We start from the raw sequence: 25166 nt of genomic DNA on the forward strand, positions 1-25166 counted from the left end.
CCACGGTCATGCTGCTGCCGTGGTCCGCCGTCGTGCTAGCCGGCGGACGCGGCGCGCGGCTCGAGGGCGCCGACAAGGCCGGCATCGAGGTCGGCGGCCGCACGCTGCTCGCCCGGGCCCTCGACGCGGTCGTCGACGCGCGTGAGGTCGTCGTCGTCGGCGATCCGGTGCCGACCGAGCGGCCGGTGACGTTCACCCGGGAGAGTCCGCGGTACGGCGGCCCGGCGGCCGGCCTGCTGACCGGTCTCGACGCGCTGCTGGACGTGCCGGCGTACGTCGCCGTCGTCGCCGTCGACATGCCGCGGCTGACCATGGCGACGCTGCGTCGCCTGACCGACGCCGCCGCCGACCGCGACGGCGCGGTCCTGGTCGGTCCCGACGGCCGGCGCCAGCTCGCGCTGGTCGTCTCAAGCGCCCGGCTGCAGGAGATCCGTCCCGACCACGAGCGCCAGCACGGCCTCGCGTTGTGGCGGTTGCTGGCGCCGGTTGACCTCGTCGAGGTGGCGTCGATCGGCGACGAACACCGCGACGTCGACACGTGGGACGACCTGCGAGATCTGGGCTGACGGTTCCTGTTGGCGGGACGTCCTACGAGCTGGCGGCCAGAGCAACCGACTCGTATGACGTCGGGGCCGGCGGTCGGCGGGACGTCATACGAGATGGCGGTCAGAGCGACCGAGTCGTATGACGTCCGGGCGGTCGGGGGGACGTCATACGAGCTGGCGGCCCGGACCACCGAGTCGTATGACGTCCGGGCGGTCGGGGGGACGTCATACGAGATGGCGGTCAGAGCGACCAACTCGTATGACGTCCGGGCGGTCGGGGACCAGCGCCTAGCCTGGGGGCATGCGAGCGATCGTCACCGCCGAGCCCGGAGGCCCCGAGGTCCTCACCGTCGCCGATCTGCCGGATCCGGTGCCGGGACCGGGCGAGGTCCTCATCACAGTCGCGGCCGCAGGGCTCAACCGGGCCGACCTGCTGCAGCGGCAGGGGTTCTACCCGCCGCCGCCCGGGGCGTCGGACATCATCGGCATGGAGTGCAGCGGCACGATCGCCGCGCTGGGCGACGGTGTCAGCGGCTGGGCGGTGGGCGACGAGGTCTGTGCGCTGCTCGCCGGCGGGGGGTACGCCGAGAAGGTGGCCGTCCCGGCCGGCCAGGTGATGCGGGCGCCGGCCGGCGTACCTCTCGTCCAGGCGGCGGCGCTCCCTGAGGTGGCCTGCACCGTCTGGTCCAACATCGTCATGACGGCCGGCCTCCGGCCCGGCGACACCCTGCTGGTGCACGGCGGCGCCGGCGGGATCGGCAGCTTCGCCATCCAGCTCGGCAAGGCGCTCGGCGCCACGGTGCTCACCACGGCCGGGACGGCGGACAAGCGCGAGTTCTGCCGCGCGCTGGGCGCGGACGAGGTGATCGACTACCACGACGAGGACTTCGTCGAGATCGCACGCGAACGCGGCGGCGCCGACGTCATCCTCGACAACATGGGCGCGAAGTACCTCTCCCGCAACGTCGACGCCCTGGCCGACGGCGGGCGGCTCACCATCATCGGGCTCCAGGGCGGCGCGAAGGCGGAGCTCGACATCAACGCGCTGATGCGCAAGCGTGCCTCGGTCATCGGTACGACGCTGCGGAGCCGGCCCACCGACGGGCCGCGGGGCAAGTCCGCCATCTGCGCGGAGGTCGTCGAGCACGTCTGGCCGCTGGTCGAGGCGGGCAAGGTCAGGCCGATCATCGACGGCGTCTTCCCGCTGGAGCAGGCCGCGGCCGCCCACGAGCGGATGACGTCGGGAGATCACACCGGCAAGCTGCTGCTGAAGGCCTCTAGGGTGGACGCATGAGCGAGGAGCAGGTAGTGGTCATCGGTCCCGACGGCCGCCCGGTCACCGTCACGCCGCCCGCCCCGGAGCAGGCGGACGACGACGGCGAGCGCAGCATCACCGAGCTCGTGGAGCAGCCTGCGAAGGTGATGCGGATCGGCTCGATGATCCGTCAGCTCCTCGAGGAGGTGAAGGCCGCGCCGCTCGACGAGGCCTCCCGCACCCGTCTCAAGGAGATCCACGAGTCCTCGATCAAGGAGCTCGAGCAGGGCCTCGCCCCCGAGCTCGTCGAGGAGCTCGACCGGCTCGCGCTGCCGTTCACCGACGACCGGGTGCCGTCCGAGAGCGAGCTCCGCATCGCCCAGGCCCAGCTGGTCGGCTGGCTCGAGGGACTCTTCCACGGGATCCAGACGGCGATCTACGCCCAGCAGGTCGCGGCCCGCGCACAGTTCGAGCAGATCCGGCGTGGCCTGCCGCCGGGCATGATGCCGCAGCAGCCGCCCGGCGAGCAGCCGCCCGAGCAGCCGGGCCAGCCCGGGCAGCAGGGGCAGTCGGGCGGGATGTACCTCTAGGCGGTTGCGCGCCCTCTCCAAAGTGTCACGGTGATAGTTCGAGGCACCGGTGACACATACGAACTGTCACCCACCGCCCGAACTATCACGGTGATAGTTCGGAACTATCACGGTGACACTTTGGCGCGCGGGCGCAGCGCCCGACGCGCGACGCTCTACGCGGGCACGCGGCCCCAGCGCCGGGCGACGACGAGGCCGAGCAGGCCGACGAGGATCAGCGCGAAGCCGGGCGCCGCGACCCGCAGGAACGGTCGCGGGTGGTCCGCGCCGACCTGCTGGTAGGTCACCTGCTTCGGGGTCGTCGGCGCCTTCGTCGGCGCGGTGCCCTGGCCGAGCAGTGACTGGACCCGCGCCAGCAGGGCATCGCTCGCCGGGGCGGTCCCCGAGCGCGGGCCGGCGAGCCAGCTGTCGCCGTCGGGCATGGCCATGACCACGTACCGCTCGTCGGGGGTGAGCCTCCCCAGACCGCACGTGCCGCCGGTGGTGCGCACGCGCACCTCCGCGGTGGTCACCTGACCCTTGTAGACCCGGTCGACCTTGACGTTGTGCACGAACGAGGTGCCGCTGGGCGTCGCGGAGGTCACCACACCGGTGAAGACGACGGTCGCACGCTGCACGGCGACCGCGGGTGCGGGCCGGGGGCACCCCGGGGCGGCGTACGACGTCTGCGGCCCGAGGACGACCCCGAGCACGGCGCAGACAGCCACGGCGCAGACAGCCACGGCGCAGACCGTGACGGTGAGGGCGAGGGCACGACGGAGCACGGGCCCATCAGACCAGATCATCCGTCCAGCACTCCAGCCAGCACTCCAGCCAGCACCCGCGCGACACCGTCCTCGTCGTGCCCCGGCGCCACGTGGGTAGCGCACTCCAGAACGGTCGGGTGCGCATCGGCCATCGCGTACGAGGTGCCGGCCCACGTCAGCATCGGCAGGTCGTTCGGCATGTCGCCGAACGCGACCACGTCGGCGGCGTCCACGGACAGCTTCTCCGCGATCAGGGCGAGCGTCGACGCCTTGGTCACCTCCAGCGCGCTGATCTCCAGCAGCGGGAACGACGAGTGGGTGACGTTCACGCGGTCGCCGACGACCGCGACGGCCGCCGCCATGAAGTCGTCCGCGTCCAGGCCGCTGCCGCGTGCGAGCAGCTTGAGCACCGGAGCGTCGACGAGCTCGTCGAGCGGCAGCTCGCGCTGCGGCCGGAAGCCACGGTCGTCGTCGGCGTGGTGACGCAGGTAGTCGGGCTCCATCGACCAGCCCTCGACGGTCTCGACGGCGAACCGGATCCCCGGGATCGTCTCGCGCAGGGCGCGTGCCACCTCGAGGGACACCTGCGGCGCCATCGGCCGCTCCAGCCAGGGCCGTTCCTCCGCGACGTCCCACACCAGCGCGCCGTTGGAGACGATCGCGAGGCCGTGGCTGCCGACGTACGAGAAGACGTCACGCGCCCACCGCAGCGGGCGCCCGGTCACGAAGACGACGTGCACCCCGCGGTCGTCGAGCTGGGCGAGCACGTCGGCGGTGTACGCCGACACGGTGCCGTCGGAGCGGACGAGCGTGCCGTCCAGGTCGGTCGCCACCAGCCTGGGCAGCGCCCGGGACGTCTCGCCTGTTGCCACCACGCGTCGCATTCTGTCCCACTCCCCCGACCGGCCGCTCATCCGACGGCGCGCACTCGTCCGACGGGGGTGCGTCAGGCCCCCGGGCGGGGAGCGGGCAGCGGGCGGGCCAGCACGAGCTCGCCCTCCTCGTTCGGCCCGCGCAGCTGGGTGAACCCGGACTTCGCGAGCACCCGCAGGGAGCGGGCGTTCTCGGGCGCCACCGACGCCCTGATCCGTACGCCGGCCTCGTCGGTGTGCGCCAGCAGGGCCCGCAGCGCCTCGGTGGCGAACCCCCAGCCCCACGCCTCGGCGACCAGCCCGTAGCCGATCTCGGTCTCCGGCACTCCGTCGCCGGCCGGTGTCGGCGGACCGAAGAACCCGATCGACCCGAGTGCGGTCGCGCCCCGCACGATCGACCGTGGCCCCCACGGGTCGCCCTCGTGCCACAGCGACGCGGCATCGCGGTCGTCCTCCCGGGGGAAGTCGCGGTGCCAGCCGTCCAGCCGGTCCCCGGTGCGGATCGCCGCGACCGTCCGGGCGTCCCACAGCGGCAGCACCAGGCGCTCGCTCGTGACCGCGGCGAGGGTCAGAACCACCGCGAGATCTCCGCGGCCGCGCCGTCCTCGTCGACGCCGCCGGTGACGTCGTCGGCGATCTCCTTGACCTCGTCGGGCGCGTGCCCCATGGCCACGCCGCGGCCGGCCCAGGTGAGCATCTCGATGTCGTTGCGGCCGTCGCCGATCGCGAGCACGTCCGACGGCTCGAGGCCGAGCTGGTCGACGACGTAGGACAGCCCGGACGCCTTCGAGACGCCCACCGCCGCCAGGTCGAGCCAGGCGGTCCAGCCGACGACGTACGACGTGCCTTGCAGGCCGAGCTCGCGGCCGAGGGAGACGAAGTCCTCCGCGGTCGATGCGGGGTCGCGGATGATGACACGGGAGACCGGCTGGGAGACCAGCTCCTCGACGGGCGTGACGATCATGTCGCCGGTCAGCTCACCCGGCGGGAAGTGGTCGTTGAGCCGGTAGCCCACGCCGCGCTCCTCCACGGCCACCAGCGCGGAGGGGTGCCGGTCGAGGATCGCGTAGACGGCCTCACGGGCGTCGAACGTCTCCTCGTGGACCACGTCGACGGGCGGGTAGCGCAGGACCACCGCTCCGTTGGACGCGACGATCCACAGCCTGTCGTCGCCCTCCCGCGGCAGGTCGAGCAGGTCGGCGACCCTCGTCATGCCGTGCGGTGAGCGACCGGACGCCAGCACGACCTGCGCGCCGGAGTCGTAGGCGCGGTTGACGGCGTCGTACACCGCGGGTGCGATCTCCTCGAGAGTCGCGCCCTGGCCCGCGATCCACTTCAGCAGGGTGCCGTCGATGTCGAGTGCGACGACCTTCGGGCTCCACGAGGTCTCGGGCGAGACCGCCATCTCAGCGGGCCACCGGCTCGAGCACCTCGCGGCCGAGCCACTTCTGCAGCGCCTTGGGGACCCGGACCGAGCCGTCCGCCTGCTGGTGGGTCTCGAGGATCGCGACGATCGCGCGGGTGACAGCGGTCAGCGTGCCGTTGAGGGTCGCGACCGGAGCGGTGCCCTTCTCGAACCGACCGCGGATGTCGAGGCGGCGGGCCTGGAAGTCGAGGCAGTTCGAGGTCGAGGTGAGCTCGCGGTACTTGCCCTGGGTCGGGATCCACGCCTCGCAGTCGAACTTGCGGATGGCGGAGTTGCCGAGGTCGCCGGCCGCCACGTCGATGACCTGGTAGGCGAGCTCCAGCTTGTCGAGGAACTCCTTCTCCCACGCGAGCAGGCGCTCATGCTCGGCGTACGACTCCTCCAGCGTGGTGTAGACGAACATCTCCACCTTCTCGAACTGGTGGACCCGGATGATGCCCCGGGTGTCCTTGCCCGCGGAGCCGGCCTCCTTGCGGAAGCACGACGAGAACGCCGCATAGCGCAGCGGGAGTGAGGCGGGGTCGAGGATCTCGTCGGAGTGGTACGCCGCCATCGGCACCTCGCTGGTGCCGACCAGGTAGAGATCCTCGCCGTCGATCCGGTAGACGTTCTCCTCCGCCTGCTCGAGGAAGCCGGTCCCCTCCATGGCCTCGGGGCGGACCAGAGCGGGCGCGATCACCTGCGTGAAGCCCGCCTCGCGGGCCTGCTCCATCGCGAGGTTGATGAGCGCGAACTCGAGCTCTGCCCCGACGCCCGTCAGGTAGTAGAAGCGCGAACCCGAGACCTTCGCGCCGCGCTCGAGGTCGATCGCACCGAGCAGCTTCCCGAGCTCGACGTGGTCGCGGGGCTCGAATCCCTCGGCCGCGAAGTCGCGCGGGGTGCCCACCCTCTCCAGCACGACGAAGTCGTCCTCGCCGCCGGCCGGGGTCTCGTCCGCGGCGACGTTGTGGATGCTCTTGAGGGCGGTGAACCATGCGTCCTCGGCGGCGCGCTGCGTCTCCTCGAGCGACTTCACCTCAGCCGAGAGTGCACGGGTCCGCTCCAGCAGCGCCTGCTTCTCCTCGCCCTGCGCCTTGGCGACCTGGCCGCCGAGCTGCTTCTGCTCGGCGCGCTTGGCCTCGTAGGCGACGATCGCCGCACGGCGCGTCGAGTCGGCGGACAGTGCCTGGTCGACCACCGCGTCACTCAGCCCGCGCTTGGCCTGCGAGGCTCGGACGCGGTCGGGGTCTTCACGGAGGATGCGCGGGTCGATCACGGCACGAGCCTAGAGCCTGCGCTGACGGGTGACGACGCGGGCGAGGCGAGACTCGTCAGCGCAGGCTCTCGCGGGAGCGGACCGTATCCTGTCGCCCGTGCCCGACCGCCGTACCTCAACGCTCGCCGCCGGGATCTCATGTCTGGTCCTCGGGTTGGTGCTGGCCGTCGTGGTCGGTCTCGGCTGGGCCGACGCGTTCGACAAGGCCGTCGGCGAGCCCCTCGTCGTCACGCACGGGCCGGTGCACACCCTCGCTCGCTGGGTCGAGGCGGCCTTCGAGTTCTGGCCGTTCGTCGTCTACAACCTCGCTCTGGCGATCGGGCTCTGGGTGAAGGGCTACCGCCGAGCGGCGATCTACGCCCTGGGCGTCAACGTCGCGGCGGTCGTCGTCAGCCAGGTCGTCAAGCACGTCGTCGACCGGCCGCGCCCCGCGTGGCAGGACCCCATGTCGCCGTACACGGGCCTCGCCTACCCCAGCGGCCACGTCATGCACGCGGCCGCGTTCTTCGGCGTCACGTCCGTGCTGGCGCTGATCTTCATCCGCAAGACCGCGCTGCGGCGGCTCATCGTCACCGCGTCGGTGCTCGTCACGCTCGTCGTGTGCGCCGACCGGCTCGTGCTCGGACGCCACCACGCCACCGACGTCGTCGGAGCCCTCCTCCTCGGGATCGGGCTCGTCCTGGTCGGCCTGGCGGTCTACTCACCGCTCCCGCTCGCGCACGCCATCAAGGCGGAGCCGCTGCCGGAGGTCTTCCAGGGCGACAAGCGCTGCGCCGTCGTGCTCAACCCGAGCAAGGTGGAGAGCGTCGGCCAGTTCCAGTCGATCGTCAACACGATGGCCGTCGAGTCGGGCTGGCGGGAGCCGCGGTGGTACTTCACGACCGTCGATGACTCCGGCACCGGGCAGGCCGAGCAGGCCGCCGTCGACGGCGCCGAGCTGGTCCTCGTCTGTGGCGGCGACGGCACCGTCCGGGAGGTGTGCGCCGAGCTCGCCGGCACCGGCGTCCCGATCGGCATCATCCCGGCCGGCACGGGCAACCTGCTCGCCCGCAACCTCGCGATCCCGCTCTACCTGCGGGCCGCGATCGACGTCGCGCTCAACGGCCAGGACCGCGCGATCGACATGGTCGAGGTCGACGGCGACGGGATCGAGCGGACGCACTTCCTGGTGATGGCCGGCATGGGCTTCGACGCCGCGATCATGGAGGGCGTCAACGAGGACATCAAGGCGAGGGTCGGCTGGGTCGCGTACGTGCTGTCGGGGCTGAAGGCGCTGATGTTCCCCGCGGTCAAGGTCGAGATCTCCGTCGACGACGCCGAGTTCACCAAGCACCGCGCCCGCACGATCGTCGTCGGCAACGTCGGGTCGCTCACGGCCGGGATGCCGCTGCTGCCCGACGCCGAGATCGACGACGGGCTCCTCGACGTCGTGCTGCTCTACCCGCAGCGGTTCTGGTCGTGGCTCCCGCTCGCCTTCCGGGTGCTCGCCAAGCGACCGCGCACCGACGACCTGGTCAACCGGATGACCGGCCGGACCGTCGTCATCCGCGCCGACCGCGACACCCCCCGCCAGCTCGACGGCGACACCATCGGGTCCGGGCGCGAGCTGCGGATGACCAACGTGCACGGGCGGTTGCTCGTGCGCGTCCCGCGCTGACCGACACTTGAGTGCCAGGGCCACCCCTGGGTGGCCGAGGCACTCGAGGCTCAGCGCTTCGGGCGGGCGGAGGCGATCGCCTCCTCCTCCTCGGGCGAGAGCTGCGCGTCGGACGCCCAGCCGCTCACGCTCTTGGCGTAGGTGCGTGCGTCCGAGCGGCCGTGGATGCTCGTCAGCACCACCCCGTCCCCGGCGTCGTCGAGCAACGCGAGCGACCAGGACAGGTGGCCGCCCATGTCGCCGAACGCGTCGTAGCGGACGACCGCGAGGTGGCGGAAGGTCTGCCTCGACTCGGCGGAGAGCGTGGCCACCTCCTGCCGCAGGCCGAGCAGGTCGGCCCGCAGGTCCGCCGGCAGCGAGTCGGCGCCGGCGCCGGACGGCGTACGCCGCCAGCCGAGGACCGCCAGCACCAGGGCGACGGCGGCTGTCAGCAGACTGAGAAGCGTCAGGGCGAGCACATCCGGAACCCTAGACTGAGCCGGTGTCCGACACCGTGAAGAGGATCGCCTACCAGGGCGAGGCCGGCGCCAACTCCCACCAGGTGTGCGTGCAGCACTACCCCGACGCCGAGCCGGTGCCCTGCGCCTCCTTCGAGGACGTCTTCGCGGCCGTCGAGGGGGGCGACGCAGACCTGGCGATGATCCCGATCGACAACTCGATCGCCGGCCGGGTGGCCGACATCCACCACTTCCTGCCGGCCTCGTCGCTGCACATCGTCGCCGAGCACTTCCTGCGGATCCGGTTCCACCTGATGGGCCTGCCGGGCGCGCGCATCGAGGAGATCCGGACCGTGCACAGCCACGTCCACGCCCTCGGACAGTGCCGCAAGATCATCCGCGAGCACGGCTTCACCCCGGTCATCTCGGGCGACACGGCCGGCGCGGCGCGGGAGGTCCTCGAGGCGGGCGACCCGACGATGGCGGCGATCAGCCCGCCGCTCGCCGCCGAGATCTACGGCCTCGAGGTGCTGGCCGAGGACATCGAGGACGAGGAGCACAACACCACCCGGTTCGTCGTGCTCTCCCGCGACCTCGTGGAGGCGCCCGCGGGCAACGGACCGGTCGTCACGTCGTTCATCTTCAACGTGCGCAACATCCCGGCAGCGCTCTACAAGGCCCTCGGCGGCTTCGCCACCAACGGCGTCAACATGACCAAGCTCGAGTCCTACATGGTCGCGGGGGAGTTCACCGCGACGCAGTTCCTCGCCGAGGTCGACGGACACCCCGAGGAGCCCGGACTGAAGCGTGCGCTGGAGGAGCTGGCGTTCTTCACGACCGACGTGAAGGTGCTCGGCGTCTACCCCGCCGACCCGTTCCGGAACGCCTGACGGCCCTGGTCGCCGTACCTCTCCGGGCGCTCGCTCGTTGACTGTTCGTCACTGCCGCCGCTCGTCCGAAGGGGTCCTCGTGCCGACATCATCGGGGTCGTTCTACTCGCTCTTCACACCCGAGGAGATCGCGAAGATCAGCGCCTCGGGCACCCGCGTGACGCTGCCGGAGGGCTGGTCGCCGATCTGGGAGGACACCCCTGCCGACAAGGCGTACATCATCCTGTCCGGCGTCGTCTCCGTGCGACGCGACGGCCAGGAGGTCGCCCAGCTCGGGGAGGGCGACATCGTCGGCGAGGCCGCGATCCTCAACCGGTCGCTGCGCACGGCGAGCATCGTCGCGCTCACGCCGCTCGAGCTCATCCACCTCTCCGCGGACTCCCTGATGAGGCTCTCCGTGGAGATGCCGCGCTTCCGCGACGCACTCGAGGACGTGGCGGCGGAGAGGTTCAGGTCCCACTGAGCGAGTACGACGGCCCCGGGCTGAGCGAGCTGGTCGACTCCGTGCTGCTCGGCGAGACGCCGACCCTCACCCAGCACGAGGTCGCCGACGCCGCCGGCGTGCCGGTCGAGCTCGCCAACGAGCTCTGGCGCCTGCTCGGCTTCCCGCTGGCCGGGGAGGACGAGGCCGCGTTCACGCGTGCCGACGTGGAGGCGCTGCGGCTGACGGCCAACCTGGTCAGCCTCGGCATCCTCAGCCCGGACCGTCAGGCCGCCCTCGTGCGGACCTGGGGCCGGTCGTTCGCCCGGCTCGCGGAGTGGCAGACGGCACTGCTCGCCGAGCTGGCGGCCGAGCGGCCGGGCGACACCGTCGAGGAGCTCATGTCGCTCGCCGGCGGCGTGGTGCCCGACCTCGAGGCGCTGCAGTCCTACGTGTGGCGCCGGCACGCGGCCAGCGCCGCGACGCGCCTGCTGACGACCGCCGAGACCGGCAGCGCCCCGATGGCGGTCTGCTTCGTCGACATCGTCGGCTACACCTCGCGCAGCCGTTCGCTCACCGAGGCCGAGCTGGTCGGGTGGGTCGAGGAGTTCGAGGACGCCTGCACCGGTCTCGTCGTCGACCACGGCGGCAGGGTCATCAAGACGCTCGGAGACGCGGTGCTGTTCGTCTGCGACGACCCCGTGGGCGCCGCCGAGATCGCGCTCACCGTCACCGAGCGCGGCGACGACCCGGACGACACGTTCCCCGCGGTCCGCGCCGGGCTGGCCTACGGCGACGTGGTCGCCCGGCTCGGCGACGTCTTCGGGCCGACCGTCAACATCGCCTCGCGACTCACCGCCGTCGCCCGCCCGGGCAGGGTGGTGGTCGACGAGGGAGCCGCCGACGTGCTCACCGGCGGCTACTCGCTCGTCCGGCTCCGGCGTACGTCGGTCAAGGGCTACTCCCGGCTGCAGCCGTTCGCGCTGCGCCGGGTGCGCTGATCCGCGGAAGCCCTACCGGATCGTCACCTGCCGGTTGGCGAGCCCGGCGCGGGCGGAGCGCTCCTCGGGCGTCAGGTCGGACCCGTCGGCCAGCGCCGCGTCGAGCGCCACCTTGAACGCGGCGGCGGGCTCCTCGAGCGCCTCGGCGCCGGTGCCGACCGGCAGGTCCCACACCGGTGCGAGCAGCCCCAGCGCGCGGAACATCCCGACGAACCGCGCCCCCGGGACGATCACGTCGGCCCGCGTGACGTGCAGCCGGGCGAGCGCGGTGAGCAGCTCGTCCTCGGGCTCCGGCATCACCCAGCGCAGGTGCTCCTTGCTGCCGACGTTGGTCCAGTACGCCGCCTCGACGCCGGTCAGCCGAGCCGTCGGCGTGGCCGCCTCGTTGGCCTGCTGGAGGGCGTCCTCGAGACCGGTGCGGTCCTCGACGTCGCCGATCCAGAACTCGAAGCCGTCGTGCACCGTCACGTCGATCGTCTCGTTGACGACGATGTCCTGCAGACGCGGGCCCGGGCCGGGCGCCTCGAGCATGCCGACGATGCCCGACTCCTCGGCCTGGAGGGCCAGGAGGAGCGCCGCGGCGACCTCGCGCGACGGGTCGCCGAAGCTGTGCTGCACCTGCAGGCCGGCCCAGACCTGGCCGCTGTCGCGCGCCATCGCCGGCGCCGCGAGCGGCAGCAGCGAGGCGAGCAGCACGGTGCGGTCCTCGTGGCCCTTGATCGTCAGCGGGGCGGTCGCCGAGGGCACCAGCTCACGCATCGCGACCAGGTCGCACTCCTGCGGCAGCCCCGCGAAGGGCCGCTTCACGAACGTCGTGGCGCCCGGCACGCCGTGGCAGACCTTGTAGCGCTTGCCGCTGCCGCAAGGGCAGGGCTCACGCGGGCCGACGACCTTGCCGTCGTACAGCGGGAGGGGCTCTTCGGGGCGGTTGCGAGACTTCTTGGCCACCCGCGGACCCTACCCGTCGAGGAGCTCCAGCATGTGGGCCGGCCGGTCGCTGATGACCGCCTTCGCACCCAGGTCCAGGCAGAGCTCCAGGTCGGACTTCTTGTTGACGGTCCACACGTGCAGGTCGTGGCCGGAGTGGGCGATCCGGGCACGCACCTTCGGGTGATCGCGCAGCATCTGGATGCCGGGGCCGAGGATCCAGTCGGGCCCGATGGCCCGGCTGAGCATGGCCCAGTTGCGCGCGTGCTCGATCAGCTGCACCAGCCGCAGGTCCGGAGCGAGCCGCTCCACCCGCTGCAGTGCCGTGTAGCTGAAGCTCATCACCCGCACCGGCGCGTCGGGCCCGATCCAGCCGAACTCGCTGAGCAGCTCGACCAGTCGCTTCTCGACCAGCCCGCCGTAGCGGGTCGGGTGCTTGGTCTCGATGGCGAGCTCGACGCGCCGCCCGGTGCGTGTCGAGTAGTCACGCACGGTCTCGAGCAGGGTGCGCAGCGTGAGCACCCGGTCGAAGGCCTCGTCACGGTCGGGCGCCTCGTCGTCGAGGTCGATCCAGGGGTTCTTCCACTTCGCGAAGTCGAGCTCCGCGAGGTCGGCGAGCTCCATGGTCGAGACCACACCGGGGGTCTGCGCGGTGCGCTTCAGTGTCCGGTCGTGCACGCAGACGAGGTGGCCGTCGGCCGTCAGCCGTACGTCGCACTCGAGCGCCTCGGCACCCGCGTCCAGTGCGGCGACGTACGCCCCCAACGTGTGCTCGGCGATCTCGTGGCTGGCGCCGCGATGGGCGACGACCTGGGGCCTCATGGCACCAATTGTGGCCCGATCACCGCCTCGCGCGGAAATGGCACGCGCAGTCGCGCTCGACGTGCTGCCGACGTCGGGGCGCCTCAGCCCTGCTGGCGCAGGTAGCGCCCGAAGTGCGGCACGGTGAACGCGATCCGGCCGCGCTCGCCGGAGTAGATCAGCCCCTTCTTGAGCAGCGCGTCGCGCGCCGGCGAGAGCGACTGCGGCTTCTTGCCGAGCACGGCGGCGACGTCGGAGGTCGCCACCGAGCCGACGGCGTCGGCGTCGGCGCCCAGCTCGGTCGCCGCGTCCGCCATCGCGCGCAGGTAGTCACGCTCGGCAGGCGTCGCGCGCTCGTAGCGGGAGCCGAAGAAGCCGACGGCCAGCTCGCGCTCGGCCTCCGGCGCCGCCACCTCGACATCGCTCGCGGTGATCGGGGCGCGCGGAGCCAGGTCCCACACCGCCTTGCCGTAGGCCTGGATGAAGTACGGGTAGCCGCCGGTCGCGGTGTACATGGCCTCGAGCGCCGCCTCCTCGAACTCGGCGTCCTCGTCGGCCGCCGGCGCCTGCAGCGCGCGGTCGGCCGCCTCGCGCACGAGCCTGTCGATGCGCTGGTAGGAGAACAGCCGCTCGGAGTAGGACTTGCTGGCCGAGAGGACGGCCGGCAGGTGCGGCAGGCCGGCGCCGACGACGATGAGCGGAAGGCCCGACTGGCTCATCTCGTGGCAGGCGGCGCACAGCGCGGAGACGTCGTCGGGGCCGAGGTCCTGCATCTCGTCGATGAAGACGCCGACGCCCTTGCCCACGTCGGCCGCGAGCCCGCCGACGTCGCTGAGCAGCTCGACGAGGTCGATCTCGATGTCGCCGGAGTCGGCGCGCCCGCGCACGACGGGCGCCTCGATGCCCGGCGACCACTGCTCGCGCAGCTTGGCGTTGGGCCCGGCCTCCCGCTGCGCGAAGCCGCGGATCACGCCGAGCGCGTGGTCGACCTGGTCCTCCTCCGGGTGACCGAGCTCGCGGACGGCCTGGTGCAGGGCGCTGGCGAGCGGTCGCCTCAGCGACTGGTCCGGACGGGCCTCGAGCTTGCCGGTCCCCCAGCCCTTGCGGACCGCCGCCGAGCGGCAGGCGTTGAGCAGCACCGTCTTGCCGACGCCGCGCAGCCCGGTGAGCACGAGGGATCGCTCCGGGCGGCCGCGGGCGACCCGCTCCAGCACCACGTCGAAGGCCCGCAGCTGGTCGTCGCGGCCGGCGAGCTCAGGCGGTCGCTGGCCGGCGCCGGGCGCGTACGGGTTGCGGATCGGGTCCATGATCGGACCGTATCCGGATCTCTAGGGTCAGGCTTAGATTTCGCTAGCGAGTCGCATCGAACGCCGTCGAGGGCGGTTTCCCTAGACTGTCCGCGTGCCGGAGCTGCCCGAGGTCGAGGCGCTGGCCCTCGACCTGAGGAGCCGGCTGCACGACCGCGCGATCACCAAGATCCACCTGGTGCAGTTCAGCGCGCTCAAGACCTACGACCCGCCGCTGAGCGCGCTCGAGGGCACGCTCGTCGACGACGTACGACGCCACGGCAAGTTCCTCGACCTCGAGGCCTCCGGCGTCCACCTCGTGATGCACCTGGCCCGGGCCGGCTGGGTCCGCTGGCGCGACGAGGTCCCCGCGGTCCCGCCGCGACCCAGCACGAAGTCGACGCTCGCCGCGAGGATCGTGCTGGACGACGAGGGCTCCGACTCGTCGGCGGGGCTGGACATCACCGAGGCCGGCACCAAGAAGTCGCTCGCGATCTACGTGGTCGGCGACCCGCAGGACGTGCCGGGCATCGCGACGCTCGGGCCCGACCCGTTGACCGACGACTTCACGCCGGCGCGCCTGCGGGAGATCCTCCTCGCGCAGGGCAAGAAGCAGATCAAGGGCGTGCTGCGCCACCAGGGCACGATCGCCGGGATCGGCAACGCCTACTCCGACGAGATCCTGCACGCGGCGAAGATGTCGCCGTTCAAGCCGGCGGACGCTCTGCTGAATCCGGGGGCGGACGCCGAGCTCGACACCCTCTACACGGCGATCCGGACGACCCTGGGCGACGCCGTCGAGCGCAGCCGGGGGCTGGCCGCCAGCGAGCTCAAGGGCGAGAAGAAGTCGCACATGGCGGTCCACGGCCGCACCGGCCTGCCGTGCCCGGTCTGCGGGGACACGGTGCGCGAGGTCAGCTTCGCGGACTCGAGCCTGCAGTACTGCCCGACCTGTCAGACCGGCGGCAAGCCGCTCGCGGACCGGCGCCTGTCCAAGCTGCTCAAGTAGCGTCCTCGTCCTTGTCCGGCACGAGCGCGTCGACGACCTTGCCGGCGAGCTTCTCGGCGCCGGAGACGACGGCCTCGGCGATGGGGCCGCCCTTCTCGGCGACGTCCTCCACCTTCTCCACCGCGCCCTCGATCTTGCTCTCCACGACGTTCGAGGCGACGTGCTCGACGGTGTCGTGCACGCCCTTCTCCAGCATCTCGGGCAGGGTGCGGCCGCCGTGCTCGTAGAGGTCCAGCCGGTTCGTCGCCTCCGCGAACCTGAGATAGGTGTCCGCGCTGGCCACCGCGATGCGGGCGTCGACGCTCACCAGCTCGATGCCGAGGAGGGAGACCCGAGCGTAGACATCGACCACGATGCCCTTGTCCAGGACGATCTCGATCACGTCGGCGAGCCCGCTGGGCGCGGGCCTGGCGAGATAGCCACCCGTCTGCATCGTCATGGGACCTCCCCGGCGTCCGTGCCGTCGCGCCGGTCAGCGGTCGCATGGTGGCGGTACCCAGACCGGCGGCCGCTCAACTGGCCGAACGTCGGATTTGCGAGCCCGGCCCCGCATGTTGGAATGAGGCCGTGAGCATCCCGACCGTTCCCGTCGACGGGGTCCCCGACCCGCTGCCCCAGGGCGTGATCGTCCTCGACGTGCGCGAGGACATCGAGTGGGTGCACGGCCACATCGACGGCGCCGTCCACATCCCGCTCAGCCAGCTGACGAGCCGGACCGGCGACCTGCCCGAGGGGCAGCTCCTCGTCGTGTGCAAGATCGGCGGCCGGTCGGCGCAGGCGACGATGTACCTCACGGCCCAGGGCTTCCAGGCCGTCAACCTCGACGGCGGGATGCTCGACTGGGCGAGCGCCGGCCGGCCGATGGTCAGCGAGACCGGTCAGCCGCCGCTGGTCGTCTGACGTCTCGATCCGGCGCCCGACCGCTAGACGAAGGCGTCCGGCAGGGGCAGCGTCAGGGCGCCCTGCAGCCGCGCCAGGTAGGCGCTCCGGCCGATCTCGACGACACCGAGCGAGGCCAGGTGCGGGGTCGACCACTGCACGTCGAGCAGCCGCTCGTCGGCGTACTCGTCGCGCAGCAGGTCGACGAGGCCGACCAGCGCGACCTTCGACGCGTCGGTCTCCCGGTGGAACATCGACTCCCCGGCGAAGAGGCCACCGATCGCGACGCCGTACAGGCCGCCCGCCAGGCGACCGTCACGCCAGGCCTCGACGGAGTGGGCCCATCCGAGCCGGTGCAGGTCGCCGTACGCCGTCCTGATCCTGTCGTCGATCCAGCCCTGCGGCCGGGACGGGTCCGCGCAGGCCGCGACGACGTCGGCGAAGGCGCTGTCGACACGGATCTCGAACTCGCGCGCGGAGCGGCGCAGCGACTTCGACACCCGGAGCCCGTTCAGCGGCAGGATGCCGCGCTGCACGGGTGAGAACCACAGCAGGGGGTCCTGCCGCAAGTCCCCCGGCATCGGGAAGAGCCCGCCCCGGTACGCCGCCAGGAGCGTGCCCGGCTCGAGGTCGGCGCCGAGGCCGACCAGGTCGTCGTACCTGTCGTCGTCAGGGTCGGCGAACAGCCACGGAGACGGGGGCGGCTCGATGGGCACGAGTCTGAAGTTACCGACAGGTCCCTAGGATCGATCCATGAGCGGCACCACGAAGAAGGTCGCGGCGGCGGTGGGCACGACCCTCGCCCCGAAGCTGGTCGACCTCGCACCCGGCGTCTCCTCGAACGTCGTGCAGACAGCGCTGCACCGGGCGATCGCAGGCGTCGGCCCGCTGCCGGGGGCGGCCGCGGCCGCCGAGAAGCAGCTCGAGGAGCAGCGCGGCAACAGGAGCAGGGCCGTGCGCGAGGTGATCGAGAACCATGTCGCCTACGCATCGGCCAACGGCTTCGCGACCAACCTCGGTGGCCTCGTCGCGACCGCGTTCATGCTGCCGGCCAACGTGACCGGCCTCGCCCTCATCGAGTGCCGGATGGTCGCCGGCATCGCGCACCTGCGCGGCTACGACCTCGACGACCCGCGCGTGCGCGCGGCGATCCTCGTGACGCTGCTCGGCGAGGAGCGGGTGAACCGCCAGATCCGGCGCAAGAAGCTGCCCGCCCCGCCGATGGCGATCGCGACCGCCCCCGTGCACGACCCCGACCTCGACCGCATCGTGGCGGCGGAGGTGACGGGCGAGCTGATCGCCCGTGTCGCCGGGAAGAGGCTCGCGACGGTCGTCGGCCGGCGCGTGCCGATCGTCGGCGGTGTCGTCGGCGCGGGCGTCGACGGCTGGGACTCGTTCAAGGTCGGGCGGTACGCCGCACGCGAGCTGCTGCCGCGGGCCGCGCGTCAGTGACGACCCGCACCCGGTAGCGGACGGGCCACCTGGCCGCGCAGGCGCCGGTACGCGCCGAGCGCCTTCTGCCCGGCGGCGTTGCCGTTGAGCGTGTCGAACGCCTTCTCGCGGACCCGGCGGCGCAGCGGGATGCTGCGCTGCAGGTCGAGCTCGGCACGGGCCCGGTGCAGCTGCTCGCGCAGCTCCTCCTCCTCGACGATCATCCGCGACCCCTCGTGGACCAGCGCCATGATCGACTCGACGGCTGCCGCGAGCACCTCGCGGGTGTCGGCGTGATCGGGGTCGACGTACTCGAGCCGTGACGGGGCGGGGTGCAGGTCGGCCAGGTCGCCGGTGACGGCGTACCCCGCCGTGTCGAGCTGGGCGATCCAGCTCTCGGCGAGCTCGTCCACCCACGGCCGGTGGTCGGGCGGCAGCGTGACGCGTGAGGACCCGGTGCGGGTCGTGCGCTCGGCGAGCTGCCGGTGGGCGAGCACCTCGCGGACGAGGTAGCGGTACTTGATGTCGGGCAGGGAGCGGTCGACGCGCTCGTTGAGCATCCGGATCAGCGCCGTCTCGGCGACGCCGAGCCCGGCGTTGGTCCGGTTGCTCTCGTAGGCGAGCGGGAGGTCGTCGATGCCGAAGGCCTGCTCCAACCTGCCGAGCAGCACGTCGGACCTGGCGCCGGCGGGCGGCGCGGTGACCAGGTGGACCTGCTCGGGCGGCAGGTCGCCCGCCCAGCGCTCGAGGATGTCGGGCAGGTGCTGGACGCGCCAGAACAGGTCGGCGCTGCGGCCCTGCCGAGACTCGATGATGCGGAGGAACTCGGCGTAGGTCTCGGTGTTGTAGTGCTTGACCGTCTCCTGCCACTCCGCCGGGATCTGGCGGCCGAGGTCGCGGACCGTGAGCACGAGGTGGACCTCGGCGTCACCGAAGCTCGCGACCGCGCGGGCGGCCTGCTCGGCGCTGGCGCCGGCCAGGATCTCGTTGCTGATGATGACCGTGCCGCCGAGGGAGCGGGTCCGGGCCGCGAGCGCGTCCCACTCACCGACGACCTCGTCCTCCAGACCACCCCACTCCCGGCGGGTCAGGTCGAGCGCGGCGCGGAAGTGATCGTCGAAGTGCACGACGGGGTAGTGCACGTCGTGCTTCTCCAGCACGTCGCGGTTGCGGAAGAGGATGTCCTGCAGATAAGTGGTCGCGGTCTTCGGAGTCCCGATGTGAAGGAGCACGCGGCGAGCCATGGCGCCATCGTAGAGGGGGACACCCGCCCTCTAGGATCGGTGCCCGTGGCAACCGTCGGCATCGTGGTCAGGACCAAGGACCGCCCGCACTTCCTGACCCGCGCCCTGCGCAGCATCGCCTCGCAGACCTACGACGACTGGCATGCGTTCGTCGTCAACGACGGTGGCGACCCGGTGCCCGTCGCGGGCGTCGTCGCCGACCTGGACGACGCCGACAGGGCCCGGGTGACGATCCTGGACCATCCCGCCTCGCTGGGTCGCTGGCCGAGCGCCAACGCTGGCGTGCGCGCCGCGACGGAGTCGGGGGCGGCGTACCTCGTCCTCCACGACGACGACGACACCTGGGCGCCGACGTTCCTCGAACGCGCCGCCGCCCACCTCGACGCCCACCCGCTCGCGCCGGGCGTCGTCTCCCGGATCGAGATCGTCTGGGAGGAGGCCGGCGCGGAGGGCTACGTCGAGACGGGGCGCGAGGTCTTCCAGGGCCACCTGCACGACCCGCTCCTCGGCGACACGCTGCTCTTCAACAGGTTCGTGCCGATCGGCTTCCTCTACCGCCGGGAGGTGCACGACGAGATCGGCCACTACGACGAGTCGCTCTCCGTCGTCGGCGACTGGGCGTTCAACCTCAAGATCCTCGCCAGGTGGTCGCTGGACTACCTCGGCGCCGAGCCGCTCGCCTTCTGGCACCAGCGGCCCGGCACGACGGGCGTCGACGGCAACAGCGTGACTTCCGCGAGCAACGACCACGAGAAGTACGACGCCCTGGTCCGCGACGCCGCCCTCCGCTCGTACGTCGGCGAGCACGGCCTCGGGCTGGTGCTCTACCTGACGAAGTTCATCGACCGGCGGCTCGTGGAGGTCGAGGAGGGACTGCGTCGCGACATCCACTCCGGCGAGTCCGGCGTCGTCGCCTACCGCCGGCTGCGCGAGAGCGCGCTGCGTCGCCTGCCGTGGCGCCGGCGCTGAGCGTCGCGGCCTAGCGACCCGGACGACGGGCCAGCCGGCGTGCCGCCCGGACCGCCCGACGGCTGAGGCGTGCCTCGGGGTCGGGCCGCTGCGCCGCCTCGAGGATGACGCCGACGAGCGCGTCGAGCGCCGCGTCGCGCACGGCACGCGGTCCTGGGCGGTCGGGGTTCAGCCAGCCGTCGTCGGCCGGAGGCTCCGGCAGCAGGTCGGCGACGTCGCCGACGACGTCGATCCCCGCGGCGACCGACCAGTCGCCCCACTCCTTGGCGACGCCGTTCGCCCACTCGTAGGACTCCGGCGGCAGCGAGATCGGGAGTCCCGCGTGCTGCGACAGCGTGTCGTAGACGATGGGGTTGAGCACCAGGCTGCGATGGGTCTCGCGGTCGAGGCCGACGCGCTTGAGCCGCTTGTTGAGCTGGCGCAGCATGGTCGCCTCGCCCGCGCCGAGCGAGGCGTTGCGTCGGTCGGTGTCCTTCGGCGCCCACGAGGGCTCGGCACCGATCGTCCGGCTGAACATGTCCCACACGTCAGCGTCGGAGTGCGGCAGCACGAGGAGGTGGATGCGCTCGGGCGGCACGATCGCACCCCAGTTGCTGAGCACGCGCGGGATGTGCTGAGCTCGCCAGAACCACTGCTTCGACGTCCGCGGGTCGCCCTCGACCGTCTCCTTCAGGAACCGCTCGAAGGTCTTGGAGCCATACATCTTCAGCCCCTCCTGCCAGTCGGCGGTGAGCTGGCGACCGATGTCGCGGGCGGTCAGGACGACGTGCAGCTCGGTGCCGGGGCCGAGGTCCTCGGCCGCCTTCCGGATCCGGGACGGCTTGGCCACCGCGAAGAGCTCGTGGCTGAGCACGACGGTGCCGCTGGCCAGCCTGGTCCGGCGTACGAGCGCGTCCCACTCGCCCTTCGCCATGTCGACGAACCCGGGCCACTTGATGCCGGTCAGGTCGACGGCGGCGAGGAACATGTCCTCCCGCATGCCCGTGGGGTACTTGATGCCGTGCCTGCCCAGGTTGGTCCGGTTGAGGAACAGCCGGTCCTGGAGGTACGTCGTGCCTGTCTTAGGCGCACCGACATGGAGAAACACCCTCGCACCCATGCTCCGAGTGTGCCCGGTCGAGGGGCGGTCGATGTAGGGGTCTTCGCGTGCTTCCCCTCACGCCCCGGCGAGGGCGCGCACGACGGCGCTCGGGCTCGGCCGGCCCAGCTGGCCGGCCATCCAGACGCTGGCGTCGACGACCTGGCCGAGGTCGACCCCGTGCTCGATCCCCAGGCCGGTGAGGAACCAGAGCAGATCCTCCGTGGCGAGGTTGCCGGTGGCGCTCTTGGCGTAGGGGCAACCGCCCAGGCCGCCGGCGCTGGCGTCGTACGTCGTCACGCCGGCCCGCAGGCCCGCGTAGGTGTTGGCCAGCGCCTGCCCGTAGGTGTCGTGGAAGTGCAGCGCCAGCCGGTCAGTGCCGACGCCGGCGGCGACGAAGGCGTCGACCAGGGCCGTCACGTGGCCCGCGGTGCCGACCCCGATGGTGTCGCCGAGGCTGAGCTGGCTGGCGCCGAGGTCCAGCAGCCGCCGGCCGACGCCGACGACCTGCTCGATCGGCACCTGGCCCTCCCACGGGTCGCCGAAGCACATGCTGACATAGGCGCGGACGTCGAGCCCCGCGTCCCGGGCTCGTTGCACGACCGGCTCGAACATGGCGAACTGCTCGTCGAGCGTGCGGTTGAGGTTCTTGCTCGCGAACGTCTCCGTGGCGCTGCCGAAGATCGCGACGTGCCGCATCCCGAGCTCGAGGGCGCGGTCGAGGCCGCGCTCGTTGGGGACGAGCACCGGCAGGCCCTTCCCCGCCTCGCCGAGGAGCGTCATCAGGTCGGCCGCGTCCGCGAGCTGCGGCACCCACCGGGGGTGGACGAAGCTCGTGGCCTCGACGATCGGCAGGCCGGCCGCGAGCAGCCGGGTGACGAACTCGGCCTTCACGGCCGTGTCGACGACGCCCTTCTCGTTCTGCAGGCCATCGCGCGGACCGACCTCGTAGATCGTCACCCGCGCCGGCAGCCCCGGCTCGGGGACGGTTGCCGGCAGCGCTCCCAGCGGCAGCTCACTCATGGGCCGTCACCTCGAAGAGAAGGGCGCCGAGGGCCACCTGCGCGCCGATGGCGGCGGCGACGCGGGTCACCGTGCCGGCGTACGGCGCCTTGAGCGCGAGCTCCATCTTCATCGCCTCCACCACGCCGAGCACCTGACCCTCCTCGACAGCGTCACCCTCCGCGACGCGCACGTCCAGCACCGTCCCCGGCATCGGGCTGGCGATGGTGCCGTCCGCGACCGACTCGTGTGCCGCCGCCGGGTCGGGACGGGTGAACACGTGGCGCTGTCCGTGGTGCGCGAGCTCGACACCGTGGACACTCACCCGGGACGTCATACGAGCCGGTGGTCGGAGCGACCGCAACGTATGACGTCCCGGCTGGTGGTCGAGCGTGACCGGGACGTCCAGCTCGATCACCGGGTCGGCTGCGGGACCGCCGATACGGAAGCCGTCGGACGCGAACGGGCCGGCCGGGGTGGCGTGGGCGTCGTACCACGCCCACGCTGCGAGGGTCCTCGCCTCCCCGGCGTCCGGCGCGACCGGCTCGTGGCGGTCGAGCCACGCGGTGTCGATCGCTGCATCGCGGAACTCGTCGCCGGCGACCAGCTCCCGGAGGAAGCCGGTGTTGGTCGTGATGCCGAGGATCGCGGTGTCGTCGAGGGCGTCGACCATCGCCCGCCGCGCCGTCTCGCGGTCGGCGGCGTGGACGATCACCTTGCCGAGCATGGGGTCGTACGACGTGCTGACGACCTGGCCGCTCTCCAGGGCGTGGTCGACCCGGACCCCGCCGGGCCACCGGACGACGCTCGCCGTGCCCGCCTGCGGCAGGAAGCCGGCGTACGCGTCCTCGGCGTAGATGCGCACCTCGATCGCGTGCCCGTCGAACACGACCTCGTCCTGGGTGAGTCCCAGCGGCTCGCCGGCCGCGACCCGCAGCTGCAGGGCGACGAGGTCGAGGCGTCGGCCCCTGACGAGCACGGTCTCCTCGGTGACCGGGTGCTCGACCTGGAGGCGGGTGTTCATCTCGAGGAAATAGGCCTCGCCGGTCGCATCGTCGAGCAGGAACTCCACGGTGCCGGCGTTGGAGTAGCCGACCTGCTTGGCGAGCGCGACGGCCGAGTCCTGGACCAGCGCGCGCTGGGCGTCGGTCAGGGTCGGCGCGGGCGCCTCCTCCACGACCTTCTGGTGGCGCCGCTGCGCGCTGCAGTCGCGTGTGCCGAAGTGGATGACGTCGCCGTGTGCGTCGCCGAAGACCTGGACCTCGATGTGGCGGCCCCGCTCGACGTACTTCTCGATGAGCAGGGTGTCGTCGCCGAACGCGCTCGCCGCCTCGCGCGCCGCGGCGGCCTTGGCCTCCTCGAGCTCGCCGGCGCTGCGGACGACGCGCATGCCCTTGCCGCCGCCACCGGCGGCAGCCTTCACCAGCACCGGGAAGCTGCTGTCGTCGCGCGGCACCACGGGTACGCCGGCCGCGACCGCGATCTCCCGGGCGTGGTCCTTGCGGGCCATCGCCTCCATCGCGGCCGGGGGCGGCCCGACCCAGACCAAGCCGGCGTCGAGGACCGCGCGCGCGAAGGATGCGTTCTCGGACAGGAAGCCGTAGCCGGGGTGGATCGCCGTCGCGCCGGTCTCACGCGCGGCGGCGAGGATCTCGGCCCCGTCGAGGTAGGAGCCGACGCGCACCGCCACGTCGGCCTCGCGTGCGTGCGGAGCCCCGGCGTCCGCGTCGGTGTGGACGGCGACCGTGCGCACGCCGAGGTCGCGGCACGTCCGGAAGACCCGGAGCGCGATCTCGCCGCGGTTGGCGACCAGGAGAGTGTCCATGCGCGTCACATCCTGAAGATGCCGTAGTTGGGGGCCGGCACCGGCGCGTTGGCCGCGGCGGCGAGCCCCATGCCGAGCACCCGGCGGGTGTCGACCGGGTCGATCAGTCCGTCGTCCCAGAGCCGGGCGGTGGCGTAGTAGGCGTTGCCCTGGGTCTCGTACTGCTCGCGGATGGGCGCCTTGAAGTCGTCGTCGTCCGCCCGCCCCGCGACCGTCGCGAGCACCGACGCGGCCTGCTCGCCGCCCATCACCGAGATCCGCGCGTTGGGCCACATCCACAGGAACCGCGGGTCGTAGGCGCGCCCGCACATGCCGTAGTTGCCGGCGCCGAAGCTGCCGCCGATCACGACGGTGAACTTCGGTACGACGCTGCAGGCCACCGCGGTCACGAGCTTGGCGCCGTCCTTGGCGATGCCGCCGTTCTCGTACTCCCGGCCGACCATGAAGCCGCTGATGTTCTGCAGGAAGACCAGCGGGATCCCGCGCTGGTTGCACAGCTCGATGAAGTGCGCGCCCTTGAGTGCGGACTCGCTGAACAGGATGCCGTTGTTGGCCACGATCCCGACCGGGTAGCCGTGGATGTGCGCGAAGCCCGTCACCAGGGTCTCGCCGTACAGCTGCTTGAACTCGGCGAGCCGGCTGCCGTCGACGATGCGGCGGATCACCTCGCGGACGTCGTACGGCGTCCGGGTGTCGGTCGGCACCACGTCGTAGAGGCCCTGTGGATCCTCGAGGGGCTCCTCCGGTTCCTGCGGGGTCAGGCTCGGCGTCGTGCGCGGCAGGGTGTCGACGATCTCCCGGACGATCCGCAGCGCGTCGGCGTCGTCGGCGGCGAGGTGGTCGACGACGCCGGACTTCGTCGCGTGGACGAGCCCGCCGCCGAGGTCCTCGGCGCTGACGACCTCGCCGGTGGCCGCCTTCACCAGTGGCGGGCCGCCGAGGAAGATCGTGCCCTGGTCCTTCACGATGACGGTCTCGTCGGACATGGCCGGGACGTAGGCGCCGCCGGCGGTGCAGCTGCCCATCACCGACGCGATCTGCGGGATGCCGCGCGCCGAGAGGTTCGCCTGGTTGAAGAAGATCCGGCCGAAGTGCTCGCGGTCGGGGAAGACCTCGTCCTGCATCGGCAGGAACGCGCCACCGCTGTCGACGAGGTAGACGCACGGCAGCCGGTTGTCCGCGGCGACCTGCTGGGCGCGCAGGTGCTTCTTCACGGTCATCGGGTAGTAGGTGCCGCCCTTGACGGTCGCGTCGTTGGCCACGACGACGCACTCCCGACCGGCGATGCGGCCGACGCCGGTGATCACGCCGGCGGACGGCACGTTGGTGCCGTACATTTCGTACGCCGCCAGCGGACTGAGCTCCAGGAACGGACTGCCGGGGTCGAGCAGCCGGTCGACGCGCTCGCGGGGCAGCAGCTTGCCGCGATCGGTGTGCTTCTGCCGGGCGCTCTCGCTGCCGCCCTGCCGGACGATCGCCAGGCGCTCGCGCAGCTCGGTGGTGAGCTCTCGTAGTCCCAGCTCGCTGAGGGTGGTCACAACAGGTGAGGTTAACGATCGTTAACCAGGATCGGCAAGGGCGGACCGTGAGACTGGTCCCGAGATCGGTGAACGACCGTTA

General features: G+C 72.0%; 27 protein-coding genes. 11 read left to right on the forward strand and 16 right to left on the reverse strand.

The annotated features are described in order from the left end of the window. The first annotated feature begins 8 nt into the window (after nt 1-8). From mobA to ABD205_RS03505, 3 genes are all read left to right on the forward strand, one after another. Complete coding sequence (gene mobA, locus ABD205_RS03495) at nt 9-566, forward strand: molybdenum cofactor guanylyltransferase (protein ID WP_344042446.1); 558 nt, start codon at nt 9-11, stop codon at nt 564-566. Between the two features lie 280 nt (nt 567-846). Continuing rightward, a complete protein-coding gene (locus ABD205_RS03500; protein ID WP_344042448.1) occupies nt 847-1839 on the forward strand; it encodes an NAD(P)H-quinone oxidoreductase in 993 nt (330 codons plus the stop codon). Then, a complete protein-coding gene (locus ABD205_RS03505) occupies nt 1836-2390 on the forward strand; it encodes a bacterial proteasome activator family protein (protein ID WP_344042450.1) in 555 nt (184 codons plus the stop codon). Before ABD205_RS03500 ends, ABD205_RS03505 begins: the two co-directional genes overlap by 4 nt. Nucleotides 2391-2545: 155 nt before the next feature. Here the strand turns inward: ABD205_RS03505 and ABD205_RS03510 are convergent, their stop codons facing one another. The 5 genes from ABD205_RS03510 to serS all read right to left on the reverse strand — a co-directional run bounded on the left by ABD205_RS03510 (nt 2546) and on the right by serS (nt 6689). Then, nucleotides 2546-3154 (reverse strand): hypothetical protein, encoded by a 609-nt coding sequence (locus ABD205_RS03510; RefSeq protein WP_344042452.1) that lies wholly within the window; start codon nt 3152-3154, stop codon nt 2546-2548. Nucleotides 3155-3171: 17 nt separating this feature from the next. Then, nucleotides 3172-4011, reverse strand: coding sequence for a Cof-type HAD-IIB family hydrolase (locus tag ABD205_RS03515; protein ID WP_344042453.1), 840 nt, complete (start codon nt 4009-4011; stop codon nt 3172-3174). A 71-nt stretch (nt 4012-4082) separates the two neighbouring features. Further along, on the reverse strand, nt 4083-4586 hold the full coding sequence (locus tag ABD205_RS03520) for a GNAT family N-acetyltransferase (RefSeq protein WP_344042455.1): 504 nt from the start codon (nt 4584-4586) through the stop codon (nt 4083-4085). Next, entirely contained in the window at nt 4577-5413 is an 837-nt protein-coding gene (locus ABD205_RS03525; protein WP_344042457.1) for an HAD family hydrolase, read from the reverse strand. The genes ABD205_RS03520 and ABD205_RS03525 overlap by 10 nt, the downstream gene beginning before the upstream one ends. Before the next feature lies 1 nt (nt 5414). Continuing rightward, nucleotides 5415-6689 carry a serine--tRNA ligase gene (serS, locus tag ABD205_RS03530; protein WP_344042459.1) on the reverse strand — a complete coding sequence of 425 codons (1275 nt, stop codon included), beginning with the start codon at nt 6687-6689 and terminating at the stop codon, nt 5415-5417. Between the two features lie 97 nt (nt 6690-6786). Here serS and ABD205_RS03535 point away from each other — a divergent pair, with 97 nt between their 5' ends. Further along, the gene (locus ABD205_RS03535) at nt 6787-8346 is read left to right on the forward strand and encodes a bifunctional phosphatase PAP2/diacylglycerol kinase family protein (protein WP_344042461.1); all 1560 of its coding nucleotides are present in this window, start codon (nt 6787-6789) and stop codon (nt 8344-8346) included. Nucleotides 8347-8396: 50 nt separating this feature from the next. Here the strand turns inward: ABD205_RS03535 and ABD205_RS03540 are convergent, their stop codons facing one another. Continuing rightward, nucleotides 8397-8804 carry a DUF4446 family protein gene (locus ABD205_RS03540; protein WP_344042463.1) on the reverse strand — a complete coding sequence of 136 codons (408 nt, stop codon included), beginning with the start codon at nt 8802-8804 and terminating at the stop codon, nt 8397-8399. 23 nt (nt 8805-8827) lie between these two features. Between ABD205_RS03540 and ABD205_RS03545 the strand changes: the two genes are divergently transcribed. The 3 genes from ABD205_RS03545 to ABD205_RS03555 all read left to right on the forward strand — a co-directional run bounded on the left by ABD205_RS03545 (nt 8828) and on the right by ABD205_RS03555 (nt 11095). Continuing rightward, the gene (locus ABD205_RS03545; RefSeq protein ID WP_344042465.1) at nt 8828-9673 is read left to right on the forward strand and encodes a prephenate dehydratase; all 846 of its coding nucleotides are present in this window, start codon (nt 8828-8830) and stop codon (nt 9671-9673) included. 79 nt (nt 9674-9752) lie between these two features. Continuing rightward, on the forward strand, nt 9753-10136 hold the full coding sequence (locus ABD205_RS03550; RefSeq protein ID WP_344042467.1) for a Crp/Fnr family transcriptional regulator: 384 nt from the start codon (nt 9753-9755) through the stop codon (nt 10134-10136). Nucleotides 10137-10177: 41 nt separating this feature from the next. After that, on the forward strand, nt 10178-11095 hold the full coding sequence (locus ABD205_RS03555; RefSeq protein WP_344042469.1) for an adenylate/guanylate cyclase domain-containing protein: 918 nt from the start codon (nt 10178-10180) through the stop codon (nt 11093-11095). Between the two features lie 12 nt (nt 11096-11107). Here ABD205_RS03555 and ABD205_RS03560 read toward each other — a convergent pair whose 3' ends face one another. The 3 genes from ABD205_RS03560 to ABD205_RS03570 form a co-directional block, all read right to left on the reverse strand. Next, nucleotides 11108-12043 carry a DUF5926 family protein gene (locus tag ABD205_RS03560; protein WP_344042471.1) on the reverse strand — a complete coding sequence of 312 codons (936 nt, stop codon included), beginning with the start codon at nt 12041-12043 and terminating at the stop codon, nt 11108-11110. 9 nt (nt 12044-12052) lie between these two features. Continuing rightward, nucleotides 12053-12844 carry a glycerophosphodiester phosphodiesterase gene (locus ABD205_RS03565; RefSeq protein ID WP_344042474.1) on the reverse strand — a complete coding sequence of 264 codons (792 nt, stop codon included), beginning with the start codon at nt 12842-12844 and terminating at the stop codon, nt 12053-12055. A gap of 83 nt (nt 12845-12927) precedes the next feature. Next, entirely contained in the window at nt 12928-14130 is a 1203-nt protein-coding gene (locus ABD205_RS03570) for an AAA family ATPase (RefSeq protein ID WP_344042476.1), read from the reverse strand. 94 nt (nt 14131-14224) lie between these two features. On the opposite strand from ABD205_RS03570, the gene ABD205_RS03575 reads away from it, so the two are divergent. Further along, nucleotides 14225-15118, forward strand: a complete 894-nt coding sequence (locus tag ABD205_RS03575) for an Fpg/Nei family DNA glycosylase (RefSeq protein WP_344042478.1) — start codon at nt 14225-14227, stop codon at nt 15116-15118. Here the strand turns inward: ABD205_RS03575 and gvpJ are convergent. After that, nucleotides 15111-15557: a gas vesicle protein GvpJ gene (gene gvpJ, locus ABD205_RS22615; protein ID WP_425572773.1), complete on the reverse strand. Its 447-nt coding sequence runs from the start codon at nt 15555-15557 to the stop codon at nt 15111-15113. The two genes, ABD205_RS03575 and gvpJ, sit on opposite strands and share 8 nt — an antisense overlap. A 128-nt stretch (nt 15558-15685) precedes the next feature. Here gvpJ and ABD205_RS03585 point away from each other — a divergent pair, with 128 nt between their 5' ends. Then, nucleotides 15686-16018 (forward strand): rhodanese-like domain-containing protein, encoded by a 333-nt coding sequence (locus tag ABD205_RS03585; protein WP_344042480.1) that lies wholly within the window; start codon nt 15686-15688, stop codon nt 16016-16018. Nucleotides 16019-16041: 23 nt separating this feature from the next. On the opposite strand, the gene aat is transcribed toward ABD205_RS03585, so the two are convergent. Further along, nucleotides 16042-16713, reverse strand: a complete 672-nt coding sequence (aat, locus tag ABD205_RS03590) for a leucyl/phenylalanyl-tRNA--protein transferase (RefSeq protein ID WP_344042482.1) — start codon at nt 16711-16713, stop codon at nt 16042-16044. A gap of 37 nt (nt 16714-16750) precedes the next feature. Here aat and ABD205_RS03595 point away from each other — a divergent pair, with 37 nt between their 5' ends. Next, nucleotides 16751-17449: an EcsC family protein gene (locus ABD205_RS03595; RefSeq protein ID WP_344042484.1), complete on the forward strand. Its 699-nt coding sequence runs from the start codon at nt 16751-16753 to the stop codon at nt 17447-17449. Here ABD205_RS03595 and ABD205_RS03600 read toward each other — a convergent pair. Further along, nucleotides 17443-18672 carry a hypothetical protein gene (locus tag ABD205_RS03600; protein ID WP_344042486.1) on the reverse strand — a complete coding sequence of 410 codons (1230 nt, stop codon included), beginning with the start codon at nt 18670-18672 and terminating at the stop codon, nt 17443-17445. The genes ABD205_RS03595 and ABD205_RS03600 overlap by 7 nt on opposite strands. Nucleotides 18673-18717: 45 nt before the next feature. On the opposite strand from ABD205_RS03600, the gene ABD205_RS03605 reads away from it, so the two are divergent. After that, on the forward strand, nt 18718-19641 hold the full coding sequence (locus tag ABD205_RS03605) for a glycosyltransferase family 2 protein (RefSeq protein WP_344042488.1): 924 nt from the start codon (nt 18718-18720) through the stop codon (nt 19639-19641). Nucleotides 19642-19651: 10 nt separating this feature from the next. On the opposite strand, the gene ABD205_RS03610 is transcribed toward ABD205_RS03605, so the two are convergent. Genes ABD205_RS03610 through ABD205_RS03625 form a run of 4 tightly spaced genes read right to left on the reverse strand, consistent with a single transcriptional unit; the run spans nt 19652 to nt 25084 of the window. Continuing rightward, the gene (locus ABD205_RS03610) at nt 19652-20740 is read right to left on the reverse strand and encodes a hypothetical protein (RefSeq protein ID WP_344042490.1); all 1089 of its coding nucleotides are present in this window, start codon (nt 20738-20740) and stop codon (nt 19652-19654) included. A 57-nt stretch (nt 20741-20797) separates the two neighbouring features. Then, entirely contained in the window at nt 20798-21742 is a 945-nt protein-coding gene (locus ABD205_RS03615; protein ID WP_344042492.1) for a hydroxymethylglutaryl-CoA lyase, read from the reverse strand. After that, nucleotides 21735-23546, reverse strand: coding sequence for an acetyl/propionyl/methylcrotonyl-CoA carboxylase subunit alpha (locus tag ABD205_RS03620; protein WP_344042494.1), 1812 nt, complete (start codon nt 23544-23546; stop codon nt 21735-21737). Before ABD205_RS03620 ends, ABD205_RS03615 begins: the two co-directional genes overlap by 8 nt. 5 nt (nt 23547-23551) lie before the next feature. After that, entirely contained in the window at nt 23552-25084 is a 1533-nt protein-coding gene (locus tag ABD205_RS03625) for a carboxyl transferase domain-containing protein (RefSeq protein WP_344042496.1), read from the reverse strand. Nucleotides 25085-25166 lie beyond the last annotated feature (82 nt).

Source organism: Nocardioides panacihumi, from assembly GCF_039530925.1.
Classification (GTDB): domain Bacteria; phylum Actinomycetota; class Actinomycetes; order Propionibacteriales; family Nocardioidaceae; genus Nocardioides; species Nocardioides panacihumi.

Bases quoted from the DNA above. Each gene is read 5' to 3' on its own strand.
- mobA (WP_344042446.1), top strand. From the start codon at position 9: ATGCTGCTGCCGTGGTCCGCCGTCGTGCTAGCCGGCGGACGCGGCGCG.
- ABD205_RS03500 (WP_344042448.1), top strand. From the start codon at position 847: ATGCGAGCGATCGTCACCGCCGAGCCCGGAGGCCCCGAGGTCCTCACC.
- ABD205_RS03505 (WP_344042450.1), top strand. From the start codon at position 1,836: ATGAGCGAGGAGCAGGTAGTGGTCATCGGTCCCGACGGCCGCCCGGTC.
- ABD205_RS03525 (WP_344042457.1), bottom strand. From the start codon at position 5,413: ATGGCGGTCTCGCCCGAGACCTCGTGGAGCCCGAAGGTCGTCGCACTC.
- ABD205_RS03565 (WP_344042474.1), bottom strand. From the start codon at position 12,844: ATGAGGCCCCAGGTCGTCGCCCATCGCGGCGCCAGCCACGAGATCGCC.
- ABD205_RS03570 (WP_344042476.1), bottom strand. From the start codon at position 14,130: ATGGACCCGATCCGCAACCCGTACGCGCCCGGCGCCGGCCAGCGACCG.
- gvpJ (WP_425572773.1), bottom strand. From the start codon at position 15,557: ATGACGATGCAGACGGGTGGCTATCTCGCCAGGCCCGCGCCCAGCGGG.
- ABD205_RS03595 (WP_344042484.1), top strand. From the start codon at position 16,751: ATGAGCGGCACCACGAAGAAGGTCGCGGCGGCGGTGGGCACGACCCTC.
- ABD205_RS03600 (WP_344042486.1), bottom strand. From the start codon at position 18,672: ATGGCTCGCCGCGTGCTCCTTCACATCGGGACTCCGAAGACCGCGACC.
- ABD205_RS03610 (WP_344042490.1), bottom strand. From the start codon at position 20,740: ATGGGTGCGAGGGTGTTTCTCCATGTCGGTGCGCCTAAGACAGGCACG.
- ABD205_RS03615 (WP_344042492.1), bottom strand. From the start codon at position 21,742: ATGAGTGAGCTGCCGCTGGGAGCGCTGCCGGCAACCGTCCCCGAGCCG.
- ABD205_RS03620 (WP_344042494.1), bottom strand. From the start codon at position 23,546: ATGGACACTCTCCTGGTCGCCAACCGCGGCGAGATCGCGCTCCGGGTC.